The sequence below is a fragment of the Melissospora conviva genome, from assembly GCF_049523535.1.
In the GTDB taxonomy this organism is placed as follows: domain Bacteria; phylum Actinomycetota; class Actinomycetes; order Mycobacteriales; family Micromonosporaceae; genus Melissospora; species Melissospora conviva.
In genome coordinates this window covers 43,526-56,174 of sequence record NZ_JBLLDT010000010.1, presented here as the reverse complement: position 1 = coordinate 56,174, position 12,649 = coordinate 43,526, and the positions used below count along the sequence as shown (strand labels likewise).

At 72.4% G+C, this 12,649-nt stretch carries 13 protein-coding genes; 5 read left to right on the top strand and 8 right to left on the bottom strand.

Translation table 11 applies throughout. From position 1 onward, the window contains the following. Positions 1-74: 74 nt before the first annotated feature. The 3 genes from ACK8GG_RS19615 to hrcA all read right to left on the bottom strand — a co-directional run bounded on the left by ACK8GG_RS19615 (position 75) and on the right by hrcA (position 3,081). Positions 75-809: a 16S rRNA (uracil(1498)-N(3))-methyltransferase gene (locus ACK8GG_RS19615; RefSeq protein WP_440354965.1), complete on the bottom strand. Its 735-nt coding sequence runs from the start codon at positions 807-809 to the stop codon at positions 75-77. 49 nt (positions 810-858) lie between these two features. After that, positions 859-1,992: a molecular chaperone DnaJ gene (gene dnaJ, locus ACK8GG_RS19610; RefSeq protein ID WP_440350691.1), complete on the bottom strand. Its 1,134-nt coding sequence runs from the start codon at positions 1,990-1,992 to the stop codon at positions 859-861. A 66-nt stretch (positions 1,993-2,058) separates the two neighbouring features. Continuing rightward, positions 2,059-3,081, bottom strand: a complete 1,023-nt coding sequence (hrcA, locus tag ACK8GG_RS19605) for a heat-inducible transcriptional repressor HrcA (RefSeq protein ID WP_440350692.1) — start codon at positions 3,079-3,081, stop codon at positions 2,059-2,061. Positions 3,082-3,388: 307 nt separating this feature from the next. Between hrcA and ACK8GG_RS19600 the strand changes: the two genes are divergently transcribed. Beyond that, positions 3,389-4,051: a DUF4870 domain-containing protein gene (locus ACK8GG_RS19600; protein WP_440354966.1), complete on the top strand. Its 663-nt coding sequence runs from the start codon at positions 3,389-3,391 to the stop codon at positions 4,049-4,051. A gap of 61 nt (positions 4,052-4,112) precedes the next feature. Here ACK8GG_RS19600 and hemW read toward each other — a convergent pair whose 3' ends face one another. Further along, positions 4,113-5,336 (bottom strand): radical SAM family heme chaperone HemW, encoded by a 1,224-nt coding sequence (gene hemW / locus ACK8GG_RS19595; protein ID WP_440356945.1) that lies wholly within the window; start codon positions 5,334-5,336, stop codon positions 4,113-4,115. A gap of 18 nt (positions 5,337-5,354) precedes the next feature. On the opposite strand from hemW, the gene ACK8GG_RS19590 reads away from it, so the two are divergent. Then, positions 5,355-6,140 (top strand): enoyl-CoA hydratase-related protein, encoded by a 786-nt coding sequence (locus tag ACK8GG_RS19590; protein ID WP_440356944.1) that lies wholly within the window; start codon positions 5,355-5,357, stop codon positions 6,138-6,140. A 114-nt stretch (positions 6,141-6,254) separates the two neighbouring features. Further along, entirely contained in the window at positions 6,255-7,109 is an 855-nt protein-coding gene (locus ACK8GG_RS19585; protein ID WP_440356943.1) for a hypothetical protein, read from the top strand. A gap of 105 nt (positions 7,110-7,214) precedes the next feature. Here the strand turns inward: ACK8GG_RS19585 and ACK8GG_RS19580 are convergent, their stop codons facing one another. The 4 genes from ACK8GG_RS19580 to ACK8GG_RS19565 all read right to left on the bottom strand — a co-directional run bounded on the left by ACK8GG_RS19580 (position 7,215) and on the right by ACK8GG_RS19565 (position 11,057). Next, positions 7,215-7,859, bottom strand: a complete 645-nt coding sequence (locus ACK8GG_RS19580; protein ID WP_440350697.1) for an MOSC domain-containing protein — start codon at positions 7,857-7,859, stop codon at positions 7,215-7,217. A 225-nt stretch (positions 7,860-8,084) separates the two neighbouring features. Continuing rightward, a complete protein-coding gene (locus ACK8GG_RS19575; protein WP_440350698.1) occupies positions 8,085-8,366 on the bottom strand; it encodes a GlsB/YeaQ/YmgE family stress response membrane protein in 282 nt (93 codons plus the stop codon). A gap of 176 nt (positions 8,367-8,542) precedes the next feature. Further along, positions 8,543-10,429 (bottom strand): translation elongation factor 4, encoded by a 1,887-nt coding sequence (gene lepA / locus ACK8GG_RS19570; RefSeq protein ID WP_440350699.1) that lies wholly within the window; start codon positions 10,427-10,429, stop codon positions 8,543-8,545. A gap of 94 nt (positions 10,430-10,523) precedes the next feature. Further along, on the bottom strand, positions 10,524-11,057 hold the full coding sequence (locus ACK8GG_RS19565) for a DUF4240 domain-containing protein (protein WP_440354968.1): 534 nt from the start codon (positions 11,055-11,057) through the stop codon (positions 10,524-10,526). A 147-nt stretch (positions 11,058-11,204) separates the two neighbouring features. Here ACK8GG_RS19565 and ACK8GG_RS19560 point away from each other — a divergent pair, with 147 nt between their 5' ends. Further along, on the top strand, positions 11,205-12,212 hold the full coding sequence (locus tag ACK8GG_RS19560) for an aminoglycoside phosphotransferase family protein (protein WP_440356942.1): 1,008 nt from the start codon (positions 11,205-11,207) through the stop codon (positions 12,210-12,212). Positions 12,213-12,305: 93 nt separating this feature from the next. Further along, the gene (gene rpsT / locus ACK8GG_RS19555; protein ID WP_440350702.1) at positions 12,306-12,572 is read left to right on the top strand and encodes a 30S ribosomal protein S20; all 267 of its coding nucleotides are present in this window, start codon (positions 12,306-12,308) and stop codon (positions 12,570-12,572) included. Positions 12,573-12,649: the final 77 nt, after the last annotated feature.

Genomic DNA, 12,649 nt, shown 5'->3' with positions numbered 1-12,649 from the left:
CGGCCCACCGGCGCGGCGCCGGCACCGGCGGGCGGCCCGCTCCCGGATGCCCGCCCGGAATCAGCAGGCCCGGATCACCAGCGGCCGAGGCGGGCGGAGAGCACCGCCAGCGCCGCCGGGCCGGCGGTCGAGGTACGCAGCACCGTGGAGCCCAGGCGCACCGGCCGGGCGCCGGCGGCGACGAAGGCGTCGAGCTCGTCGGGGGCGATTCCGCCCTCCGGCCCGATCACGCAGACGATCTCGCCGGCCTCGGGCAGGTCGACCGTGGTCAGCCGCTCGGTCGCCTCCTCGTGCAGGACGAAGGCGGCGTCCGCGCCGGCCAGCCGCTGGGTCACCGCCCTGGTCGACTCGTCGGGCGAACCGGCCACCACCGGCAGCCAGGCGCGACGGGCCTGCTTGGCCGCCTCCCGGGCGGTGTGCACCCACTTCTCGCGGGCGCGCACACCCCGGTCGCCGCGCCAGAGGACCACCGAGCGCACCGCCCGCCAGGGGACGATCTCGTCCACTCCGACCTCGGTCATCGCCTGCACCGCCAGCTCGCCCCGGTCGCCCTTGGCGATGCCCTGCACCACCACCAGCCGCGGCACCGCGGCGTCGACGTACCCGCGGGCGATGACGGCCAGCTCGAGGCTGCCCCGGCCGACGGCGGTGACCTCGGCGGTCGCCGTGCCGCCCCGGCCGTCGGCGAGCACCAGCCGCTCACCGACGCGCAGCCGTTGCACGTTCGCGGCGTGATGCCCCTCCGGCCCGGCGAGGGTCAGGTTGTCGGCCGTCGGCAGGGATTCGACCAGGAACAGGGGTACGGACACGATCACAGGCTAACCGCCCCGGCCGGGCGGACCGGACCGGGCGGGAATCTCAGCCGTGGCCGTTGAAGGCGTCGCGCATCCGCGAGAAGAAACCGCCCTGCTTGCTCAACTCGGCGACCTCCTCGCCCCGGCTCTTGGCGAAGTCGCGCAGAATCTGCTCCTGCGCGCCGTCGAGTTTGGTGGGGGTCCGCACATCCAGGTGCACGTAGAGGTCACCGCGGCCGGTGCCGCGCAGGTGCGGCACGCCGCGGGCCCGCAGCCGCAACGTGGAGCCGGGCTGGGTACCCGCCTTGACCTCGACGGCCTCTTCGCTGTCGAGCGTCTTGATGGTCAGCCGGGTGCCGAGCGCGGCGGCGGTCATCGGGACGGTGACCCGGCAGTGCAGGTCGTCGCCCTTGCGCGAGTAGACGTCGTGCGGCCGCTCGTGGATCTCCACGTAGAGGTCGCCGGGGGTGCCGCCACCGGGGCCGACCTCGCCCTGCTGGGCCAGGCGGATGCGCATGCCGTCCTCGACACCGGCCGGGATCTTGACCGTCAGCGAACGCCGGGTGCGGACCCGGCCGTCACCGGCGCAGGTCCCGCAGGGGTTCGGGATGGTGCTGCCGTGGCCGGAGCAGACGGTGCAGGGGCGGGCGGTCATCACCTGGCCGAGGAAGGTGCGCTGCACCGACTGGACCTCACCGCGCCCGCCGCAGGCGTCACAGGTCGCCGGGTGGGTACCGGCGGCCGTGCCGGCGCCGCTGCAGGTGGTGCAGAGCACGGCGGTGTCGACCGTGATCGGCGCCTCCACCCCGAAGGCGGTCTCGTTGAGGTCCAGCTCAAGCCGGATGATCGCGTCGGAGCCGGGCCGGGTACGCGGGCGCGGGCCTCGCCCGGCGCCGCCACCGGCGCCGCCGAAGAAGGCGTCCATGATGTCCTGGAATCCGACGAACGGGCCGGCGCCGCCGGGGGCGCCGCCACCGCCGGGGGCGAGTGGGTCACCCCCGAGGTCGACGATCTGCCGCTTCTGGTCGTCGGAGAGGACCTCGTACGCGGCGTTGATCTCCTTGAACTTCTCCTGGGCCTCCGGATCCGGATTCACGTCCGGGTGGTACTGGCGGGCCAGCTTGCGGTAGGCGCGCTTGATCTCGTCGTCGGAGGCTCCCCGGCTGACGCCGAGAATTCCGTAGTAGTCCCTGGCCACTGCGTTCGGTGTCCCCATCGTCTGTGTCGCTTGACGTTCGCCGGTCCTCGGGCCGGTTGCCCCTGGTCAGTTCTGTGCGAGCAGCTCGCCGACGTAGCGTGCCACGGCCCGCACGGTGGCGATCGTCCCGGGGTAATCCATCCGGGTCGGGCCGAGCACCCCCAGCCCGCCGACGATGGTGCTGCCGGGGCCGTACCCGGCGCTCACCACCGACGTCGCCCGCAGGTTGTCGATCTCGTTCTCGTCGCCGATGCGTACCCGGGTCGCGCTCGGTTCGGTCTCGCCGATCAGCTTGAGGAGCACGACCTCCTCCTCGAGCGCCTCGAGGACCGGCCGAAGCGAACCCTGGAAGTCAAGGAGACCACCCCGGGTCAGGTTAGCGGTGCCGGCCAGCGCGATTCGTTCCTCGTGTCGCTCGACCAGCGTCTCCAGCAGCACGGTGGCCAGGCAGGTCATCGCCCCGCGCAGCAGCGGTGACGCCTCCTCGACCAGCGTCTGCACCAGCGGCGGGGTGTCGGAGAGCTTCTTGCCGCAGAGCTTCTCGTTGACCAGCCGCCGCAGCTCGGTGACGTCCTCACCCGGGGTCGGGCCGGGCATCTCCACCAGCCGCTGCTCGACCCGGCCGGTGTCGGTGATCATCACCAGCATCAGCCGGGTGGTGGAGATCGGCACCAGCTCCAGGTGGCGTACGGCGGAACGGGCCAGGCTGGGGTACTGCACCACCGCGACCTGGCGGGTCAGCTGCGCGAGCAGTCGGACGGTGCGGTGCACGACGTCGTCGAGGTCGACGGCGCCGGCCATGAAGCGCTCGATCGCCCGCCGTTCGGCGGGCGAGAGGGGCTTGATCCGGGAGAGCCGGTCAACGAAGAGGCGGTAGCCGCGGTCGGTGGGGACCCGGCCGGCGCTGGTGTGCGGCTGCCGGATGAAGCCCTCTTCCTCCAGCACCGCCATGTCGTTGCGCACCGTGGCCGGCGAGACGCCGAGCTGGTGCCGCTCGACCAGGGCCCTGCTGCCGACCGGCTCCTGGGTGGCGACGTAGTCCTCGACGATCGCCCGCAGCACGTCGAGTTTGCGTTCGTCGAGACTCATCCCTCCCCCTTTGCGGTGACGACAGTCGAAGGTGCTGCCCCGGCAGCGGGCCCGGTGCGCGGCCACTGCCGCGGCGAGCACGCGAACCGCTGCCAGGCCGGGCGGCGACCGGATCGGCCGACCTCACGCCCTGCTGGCACTCGACTGTAGCGAGTGCCAGTGTACGTCGCGCGGGGCCGGAGCGCGATGATCAACCCGAGGTGGCGCCCGGGGCGCCGGCGCGCCTGCTCAGCGCCGGCGGTGACCGAGCTGTCGGATCGCAGTGTCGCCGTCTCGCCGGTTGCGCCTCGGCCCTACCGTTGAGGCTATGACCGATTTCCCGCCGCAACACGGATCGGACCGGCCCGATCCCACCTCTCCCCCGCCGCAGGGGCAGAACCCTCCCTACGGCTCGCCGACCTCCGGCGGCGGGCAACCCGGCGCCTACGACCAGCAGCCGGGCGAGTACGGCCAGCAGCCCGGCGCGTACGGCCAGCCCGGCGGCTACGAGCAGCCCGGCGGATACGGCCAGCCCGGCGGGTACGGCCAGCCCGGCGGTTATCCTCCGCCGGCCGGTGGGGGTTACCCGCCCTACGGCGGCCAGCCCGGCTATCCCACCGCCCCGCCGCCGCCCGGATACCCGAGCAACGACGACAAGACCTGGGCGCTGATCGCGCACTTCGGCGGGGCCGGCGGGGCCCTGCTCGGCAGCGGCGGGCTCGGCTGGCTCGCCCCGCTGATCGCCATGGTCTCCAAGGGGCCGCAGTCGCCGGTGGTCCGGGCGCACGCCGTCGCCGCGCTCAACTTCCAGATCACCTGGACGATCGTCACGATCGTCGCCGCGGTGATCGCCGTGATCACCTGCGGAGTGCTCTTCTTCCTCCCGATGATCAGCATTCTGATCCCGATCATCTTCGGCATCATCGGCGGCGTGAAGGCCACCGAGGGAGTGCTCTACCAGTACCCGATGAGCTACGCGTTCGTGAAGTGACCCACCCGTCCCGTCGGCAGCGCCCCGCCCCGCGGCGGTGCCGCCGGCGGGCCGCACCCGGTCAGGGCAGCAGGTCGCGCACCACCGCGTCGGCGAGGAGCCGGCCGCGCAGCGTCAGCACGGCCTGCCCCGCCCGGTAGCCCGCCTCATCCAGCAGGCCCTGCTCCAGCGCCCGCCGGGCGCCGGTTACGCCGGCCGGGTCCAGCACCGCGAGCGGCAGCCCTTCGGCGAGCCGCAGCCGCAGCATCACGTCCTCCATGTGGGTCTCGGCGGCGGTGAGCAGTTCCCGCCCCTGCCCCGGCGAATGCCCCTGTGCCAGGCGCTGCGCGTACGCCGACGGGTGCTTGACGTTCCACCAGCGCACGCCGCCGACATGGCTGTGCGCGCCCGGGCCGAACCCCCACCAGTCGCCGCCGGCCCAGTAGAGCAGGTTGTGCCGGCACCGGGCAGCCGGCGTACGGGCCCAGTTCGACACCTCGTACCAGGAGAAACCCGCCGCGCTCAGCGCCGCCTCGGCCGCCAGGTAGCGGTCGGCGGCGACGTCGTCACTCGGGTACGGCAGCTCACCCCGGCGCATCCGGGCCGCCAGCCGCGTCCCCTCCTCGACGATCAGGGCGTACGCGCTGACGTGGTCGACGCCGGCGGCGACGACCTGCTCCAGGGAGGCGGCGAAGTCCTCCGCGGTCTCGCCCGGCGTGCCGTAGATCAGGTCCAGGTTGACGTGGTCGAACCCGGCGTCGCGTGCCTCCCCGGCGGCGGCCACCGCCCGGCCGGCGCTGTGCCGGCGGTCGAGGACGGCGAGCACCCCCGCCGCGGCGGACTGCATGCCGAGCGAGATGCGGGTGTAGCCGGCCGCCCGCAGCGCCTTGAGCGAGGCAGGGGTGACCGATTCGGGGTTGGCCTCGGTGGTGACCTCCACGTCGTCGGCGAGCCCCCAGAGCCGGTCGATGCCGTCGAGGATGCGCGCCAGGTCGTCGGTGGGCAGCAGCGTCGGGGTGCCGCCGCCGACGAAGACGGTGTCGACCCGCGGCGGCGGGTTGCCGGCGAGGACCCGGCCGGCGAGCGCCATCTCGGCCAGGACGCTGTCGGCGTACGACTCACGGGTGACGCCGCCGCCGAGCTCCGCGGCGGTGTAGGTGTTGAAGTCGCAGTAGCCGCAGCGGCTGGCGCAGAAGGGCACATGGACATAGACCCCGAACCCGGCTGAACCCACCCGTGCGGTGGCTTCTGGGGGCAGAGCTCCGTCGAGGGGGACGGATTCACCTTCTGGTACGGCTCCCGGCATGCCACTAGTCTGCCCGGCATGACCTCTCCCGACGCACTCGTGCGGTCCGGCACCGCCTCCGGCGTGACCACCCTCACCCTGGACAGCCCGCACAACCGCAACGCGCTCTCCACCCGGCTGATGACAGAGCTGATCGAGGGGCTCGCCGCCGCGGTCGCCGACGACGCGGTACGCGTCGTGGTCCTGACCCACACCGGGCCGGTCTTCTGCTCCGGGGCGGACCTGAAGGAGTCGGCGCAGGCGTACGCCACGGGCACCCTGCCGGCCGGAATGCTCGGTGACGTGCTCGCCGCGGTCCGGGAGTGCCCCAAGCCGGTGGTGGCGCGGGTGGCCGGGCCGGCCCGCGCCGGCGGACTGGGACTCATCGCCGCGGCCGACCTGGCGGTCTGCGCCCGCGAGGCGACATTCGCCTTCACCGAGGTGCGCATCGGCGTGATCCCGGCGGTGATCTCGGCGACCGTGCTGCCGCTGCTCACGCCCCGCGCCGCCGCCGAGCTCTACCTGACCGGGGAGAAATTCGACGGCACCCGGGCCGCCGAGATCGGTCTGGTGACCGCCGCCGTGCCCGCCGAGGAGCTGGACGCCAAGGTCGCCGCGTACTGCGCCGCGCTGGTGCAGGGCGCGCCGCGGGCGCTGGCCGGCGCCAAGGAGCTGCTGGCCCGCCCGGCGCCGGCCGACCTGCGTACGGAGCTGGCCGCCTTGTCCGGGCTCTCCACCGGGTACTTCCTCTCGGAGGAAGGGCTGGAGGGCGTGATGGCGTTCCGCGAAAAGCGACCCGCTCGGTGGGTGCCGGCGGCGCAGTGACCCGGTCGACCGGGCACAGAACGGTACGGAGCAGGAGAAATTCCGCAGCCCGGCCCGGGTGGTGATCGTGGAACGTACGCTTGCCCCCGGCTGGTCGTGACGAGGAGGAATCGCGTGCGCGGACGGGCAGTCCTGGCGGCTCTGGCCGCCTTCACCGTGCTGGCCGGGGTCGGCATCGTGCTGGTGATCAAGCAGATCGGCGACGGGTTCACCCTGCCGCGGGTGAGCCGCAGCTGCGTGACCGAGGCCGACGGCCAGGTCGAGCTCAGCCCGGAGCAGATGGCCAACGCCGCCACGATCGCCGCGATCGGCGTCCAGCGGGGCCTGCCCGAACGCGCCGTCATCGTCGCTCTCGCCACCGCCTTCCAGGAATCACAGCTGCGCAACCTCGCCGGCGGCGACCGGGACTCGGTGGGGCTGTTCCAGCAGCGGCCCAGCCAGGGCTGGGGCACACCGGAGCAGATCCAGGACACCCGGTACGCCGCCACCCAGTTCTACGCCGCGCTCGAGCAGGTGCGCGGGTGGGAGAAGATGCGGGTCACCGACGCGGCGCAGACGGTGCAGCGGTCGGCGTTCCCCGAGGCGTACGAGAAGTGGTCCGAGGATTCGACGGTGCTGACCCGGGCGCTGCTGGGGCAGTTCACCGGCGCGGTCGCCTGCACGGTCAGCCGGGAACCGGCGCTGCGCGGCGACGCCGCCACCGAGGCGCTGCTGCGCGGTCTGAAGCTGGACTGGGGGGTGTCGCGGGACGCGGCGAGCCCGGCCACCGCCGGGCTGACACTGACCGCGCAGGACGAGCGGCAGGGCTGGCGCTACGCCCACTGGCTGGTGTCGCACGCCAACGACCACGGCGTGCAGCGGGTGCGCTTCGACGACCTGGAGTGGACGGCGGCCGACGGCAGGTGGAAGTCCGCCGAGGGCGAGGTCACGCCGGGGTCCGTCGTCGCCGAGGTCTCCGCCGACGCCTGAGCAGCGGCTGCCTCCGCGCCGATCAAGCCGCCGGTCGGCAGCCGGCGGGGTGGGCGCGACGAGGAGGAGGCCGGCAGAGCCAGAACCTCAGGAGCCGGTGCCGGTTCAGGAGCCGGTGCCGGCCACCCGGCGGGCCACCTTCTGCCGGATCGGCTCGGGCAGCTCGGCCGCGGCGAGCAGCCGGGGCAGCAGTTCGGGCTCGGTGCTCAGCGCGCGGAACGTCTCGCCGATCGTCACTCCGTGGGCGGGCCGCTGGACCACGCGGATCTCGTCGCCGGCCCGTACCTCGCCGGGGGTGAGCACCCGCAGGTACGCCCCGGGCGCGGCCCGCGCGGTGAAGCGCTTGATCAGATCGGGTACGCCCCAGAACCCGGCGAAGGTGCGGCAGGGCGTACGCGGCTTGGTGACCTGTAGCAGTGCCGTGCCGATCGCCCACTGCTCGCCGATGACGGCGCCGGTGACGTCGACGCCGGCGGTGGTGAGGTTCTCGCCGAAGGCCCCCGGCGGCAGCGGCCGGTCCAGCTCGTCGGCCCACCACGCGGCGTCGGCCTCGGCGTAGGCGTAGACGGCCTGATCGGGACCGCCGTGATGGGCCCGCTCGGCGATGAAATCGCCGGCGACGCCGGTGGCGAGGATCGCCACCGCCGTGTCGGCCGGCCGCTTGTCGATGCCGCTGCGGCCGCTGGCGTCGCCCGCCCAGGAAGCCTCGGTGACAACGCCGACATTCACCGCCAGGAGTCTGCCCGTCATGGCGTATGAGCCTACGGCGATGCCGTCCCGGCCGTCCCGCCCGGGACCCGGTCTGTCCAGAACGGCTGTCCGCAGGCGGACCGGGTCGCACAGACCGGCCGTCCGTCCGTACTGGGGCCGGGCCGGTGCAGACCGGCCGTCCGCACGAGGACCCGGTCGGCACAGAAAAGAACCAGGGCACTCCGGCGGGTGCCGGAGTGCCCTGGTTGCGGAGCAGGGTGTCAATTACCGGTGGGTGACACCGCGACGGTTGCCGACACCGGCGACGACGGCCACCGCGATCGCGGCGACGACGACCTGGACGAGCAGCTCAGCCCAGTCGATACCGGCGGTCTGCGTGGCGATGCCGGCGGCACGGGCGATCACGGTACCGAGCAGCGCGGCGCCGACACCGATGAGCATGTGCAGCCACATCGGCATGTTCTGCCGGCCCGGCACGATCAGACGGCCCAGCGCGCCGACGATCAGACCGACGATGAGCGCGGTGATGATTCCCCAAACAGTCACGATCGTCCTCCTGAGAGCAAGTTTTGTATGCGTTGTGCGGTTTTTCGTTCGCGACCGATAGATGCCCTGGTGGGGAAAAATTCAAACCGGGTCTTTGCCTCCAGCGACGAAAATGACCGCCCCACCTGAGGTGGGGCGGTCATTGACCAGGGACAACGTACTTGCGGCAGAAGCGCCTACTTCTTGGCGCCAGCGGCCTTGCCGTCGCCGCCGTCGGAGGAGAGCGCGGCGATGAAGGCCTCCTGGGGTACCTCCACCCGGCCGACCATCTTCATCCGCTTCTTGCCCTCCTTCTGCTTCTCCAGCAGCTTGCGCTTACGGCTGATGTCGCCGCCGTAGCACTTGGCGAGCACGTCCTTGCGGATCGCGCGGATGGTCTCGCGGGCGATGACCCGGTTGCCGATCGCCGCCTGGATCGGCACCTCGAACTGCTGGCGCGGGATGAGGTTGCGCAGCTTGGCGGCGATGCTGACGCCGTAGTTGTACGCCTTGTCCTTGTGCACGATGGCGCTGAACGCGTCCACCGGCTCGCCGTGCAGCAGGATGTCGACCTTGACCAGGTCGGAGGCCTGCTCACCGGAGGGCTCGTAGTCCAGCGAGGCGTAACCCTTGGTACGGCTCTTCAACTGGTCGAAGAAGTCAAAGATGATCTCCGCCAGCGGCAGGGTGTAGCGCAGCTCCACCCGGTCGGAGGAGAGATAGTCCATGCCGAGCAGGACACCGCGGCGGCCCTGGCAGAGCTCCATCACCGCGCCGACGTAGTCGGTCGGGGTCAGCACGGTGGCGCGCACCACCGGCTCGTACACCTCGGCGATCTTGGCGTTCGGGTACTCGCTCGGGTTGGTGACGACGATCTCCTTGCCGTCCTCCAGCAGCGCCCGGTAGACGACGTTGGGGGCGGTGGAGATCAGGTCGAGGCCGTACTCGCGCTCCAGCCGCTCCCGGATGATCTCCAGGTGCAGCAGGCCGAGGAAGCCGCAGCGGAAGCCGAAGCCGAGCGCGCCGGAGGTCTCCGGCTCGTAGTCCAGGGCGGCGTCGTTGAGCTTGAGCTTGTCCAGCGCCTCGCGCAGGTTCGGGTAGTCCGAGCCGTCGATCGGATAGAGGCCGGAGTAGACCATCGGCCGCGGGTCCTTGTAGCCGCCGAGCGACTCGGTGGCCGGGCGGGAGTTGATGGTGACCGTGTCACCGACGCGGGACTGCCGCACGTCCTTCACGCCGGTGATGAGGTAGCCGACCTCGCCGACGCCGAGCGCCTCGGCCTTGAGCATCTCCGGCGAGATGACGCCGATCTCCAGCAACTCGTGCACGGCGCCGGTGGACATCATCTTGATCCGGTCGCGGGCGCTGATCCGCCCGTCGATGACCCGGACGTAGGTGACGACACCCCGGTAGACGTCGTAGACCGAGTCGAAGATCATCGCGCGGGCCGGGGCGGTGACGTCGGTGTCGCCGACCGGCGGCTTGAACTGCCGCACGATCTCGTCGAGCAGGTACGCCACCCCCTCACCGGTCTTGCCGGAGACCCGGATGCAGTCCTCGGGCTCACAGCCGATCAGCCGGGCCAGCTCCTCGGCGAACTTCTCCGGCTGCGCCGCCGGCAGGTCGATCTTGTTGAGCACCGGGATGACGTGCAGGTCGTTCTCGAGCGCCAGATAGAGGTTGGCCAGCGTCTGCGCCTCGATGCCCTGGGCGGCGTCGACGAGCAGGACAGCGCCCTCACAGGCCGCCAGCGACCGCGACACCTCGTAGGTGAAGTCGACGTGGCCCGGGGTGTCGATCATGTTGAGCACCGCGCGCTCGCCCTGCCGCTCGCCCTCGCGGACGGTCCAGGGCATCCGGACGGCCTGGCTCTTGATGGTGATGCCGCGCTCGCGCTCGATGTCCATCCGGTCCAGGTACTGCGCCCGCATCTGCCGCGGGTCGACCACCTCGGTGAGCTGCAACATCCTGTCGGCCAGGGTCGACTTGCCGTGGTCGATGTGGGCGATGATGCAGAAGTTCCGGATGCTGCCGGGGTCGGTGGCACCGGGGGCGTACGCGCCGGGATCGAGCGTCGGTGGCACAGCGGTCCGTTCTGGTCGGCGGAGCGAGGTCGTGGGCGGGCCGGCTCGCGCCGGTCCCCCTCTATGCTCCCACGTCGCCGGAAGCGGCCTCGGATCACTCCTGCGGCGGCTCCAGGAAGAGCGCGGCCAGCCGCGGCAACCGCCGCCGGGCCTCCTCCTCGTCGTCGAAGTCCCAGAAGTCGTTGAGGTCCGGGTACGCCGCCCGGCCCTCCTCGACGGGCGGGTCCTCCCCGGTGGCCCGCCGGTACGCCTCGGCGGCGAACCGTGCCATCGCCGGAGCGCCGAACTCCGCACCGGTGACCGCGGCCCGCTGGACCGCCGGCAGCTCGGCCAGCGAGTCCGGCTCGGCCACGGCGCGGGCGAAGACCGCCCGCCCCTGGGCCATCAGCCAGCCCCGGAAGTGCGCGAAGTCGTCGTCCGAGGCGCCCCCGTTGATCAGGTACGCCGCACCCCAGAGGTCCTCGCAGTAGGAGGCGACCAGGACCCGGTGCAGGTGCCGGTCGAAGGCCAGGATCTCCTCGGCGGGCCGGTCGGCCAGCGCGGAGATCACCCGCTCGGTGATCTCTTCACTGTCGCCGGGCGTGGCTCGCGCCGCTTCGATGAGTGCCCAGAATTCGTCGGTCCGCATGGCCGTCGAGTCTGTCAGACCCCGCCGACAAGCTCCGCGACCGAACCGGCACGCCACCGGCACTTGCGCCGGCGGTGAACAAGCAGGCGCCCCGCTCCCGGCGGGCGAGACGCGAGCCGCCCCGGCTGGATCCGGCACCATGGGCACATGCCGCCCGGGTCCCGCTTCCCCATCCCGTACGACCGGACCGCGCGCCGTCCCGGCTGGGAGCAGCTGCCCGCGGCCGTACGCGATGCGGTCGTCGCCCTGCTCGGCGCGCCGGTGACCGGGGTCGACGTGGCCGGCGGCGGCTTCACCGGCGGCTTCGCGGCGACGGTGCGCACCGCCGACGGTGCGGCGGCCTTCGTCAAGGCCGCGTCGCTGAGCACCGCCCCGGAAATCGCCCGGGACTACGCCAACGAGGCGGGGATCCTGGCCCGGCTGCCGGCCGGGCTGCCAGTTCCCCGGCTGCGCTGGGCGGTGACCGCCGCCGACCACGTGATCCTGGGGCTGGCCGCCGTCGAGGGGCGGATGCCGGCGCTGCCCTGGGACCCCGCCGACCTGAGCGCCGCCCTCGACGCCTACGCGCAGGTCGCCGCGGCGCTGCGCGAACCCCCGGCCGAACTGGTCGCGCTCGGCCTGCCCCGGCTTGGCCCCGACGATTTCCACGGCTGGCGGGAGTTCGCCTCGGGGCGGGTGCGCCTGCCGCCGGGGTTGCCGCCGGCCGTCGGCGCGCTGCTGCCGGCCCTTGCCGCGTACGAGTCGAAGCTGGCCGGCTACAGCGGCGGCGACGGACTTGCCCACTGCGACCTGCGGGTCGACAACGTGCTGATCGACGAGGCCGGCCGGGCGTTCATCTGCGACTGGAACTGGCTCTCCCACGGCCCGGCCTGGCTCGACCTGGTCAGCCTGCTGATCACCGCGTACGCCGGCGGGCAGCCCGCCGACGACCTCTTCGCCGCTCATCCGGCGGCGGCGGGGGCGCCCGGCGACGCCCTGGACGTGGCGCTCGCCGCGGTGTCGGGCCTCTGGCTGCTGCGCTCGGCCGACCCGCCGGTGGCGGCTTCGCCACATCTGCGGGGGCACCAGCGCTGGAGCGCGGAGACGGCGCTAGGGTGGTTCTCCGAGCGCCAGGGCCGCAGCGAGGACCCCGCCGTTTTGGCTCGTCCCCGCTGACCTGGTAACCTGGCTCTTCGCGCACCGGTGATGTGTGATCGTCGCCTGCGCATAAAGCAGACCACACCCGAGCTACCAAGACGAGGCTGTCGCGTGGCGAACATCAAGTCCCAGATCAAGCGCAACCGGCAGAACGAGAAGCGCCGGCTGCGTAACAAGTCGGTCAAGTCCTCGCTGAAGACTGCCGTCCGGAAGTTCCACGAAGCCGCCGAGGCCGGTGACGCCGCTCAGGCCACCGAGCTGATGCGCGCTGCTTCGCGGCAGCTGGACAAGGCAGTCAGCAAGGGCGTGATCCACAGCAACCAGGCGGCGAACCGCAAGTCGGCCATCGCCAAGCGCGCCCAGTCGCTCGCTGCCTGACGGCTCAGCATCACCTTCGAAACCCCGGACCGTACGGTCCGGGGTTTTCGCTCTGGCCCGGCACGGCACGCCGGATC

What these genes read in the sequence shown, in the direction of transcription:
- ACK8GG_RS19560 (WP_440356942.1), top strand. Translation starts at nt 11,205, where the DNA reads ATGCCGCCCGGGTCCCGCTTCCCCATCCCGTACGACCGGACCGCGCGC.
- ACK8GG_RS19580 (WP_440350697.1), bottom strand. Translation starts at nt 7,859, where the DNA reads ATGACGGGCAGACTCCTGGCGGTGAATGTCGGCGTTGTCACCGAGGCT.
- hrcA (WP_440350692.1), bottom strand. Translation starts at nt 3,081, where the DNA reads ATGAGTCTCGACGAACGCAAACTCGACGTGCTGCGGGCGATCGTCGAG.
- ACK8GG_RS19600 (WP_440354966.1), top strand. Translation starts at nt 3,389, where the DNA reads ATGACCGATTTCCCGCCGCAACACGGATCGGACCGGCCCGATCCCACC.
- hemW (WP_440356945.1), bottom strand. Translation starts at nt 5,336, where the DNA reads ATGCCGGGAGCCGTACCAGAAGGTGAATCCGTCCCCCTCGACGGAGCT.
- ACK8GG_RS19565 (WP_440354968.1), bottom strand. Translation starts at nt 11,057, where the DNA reads ATGCGGACCGACGAATTCTGGGCACTCATCGAAGCGGCGCGAGCCACG.
- ACK8GG_RS19590 (WP_440356944.1), top strand. Translation starts at nt 5,355, where the DNA reads ATGACCTCTCCCGACGCACTCGTGCGGTCCGGCACCGCCTCCGGCGTG.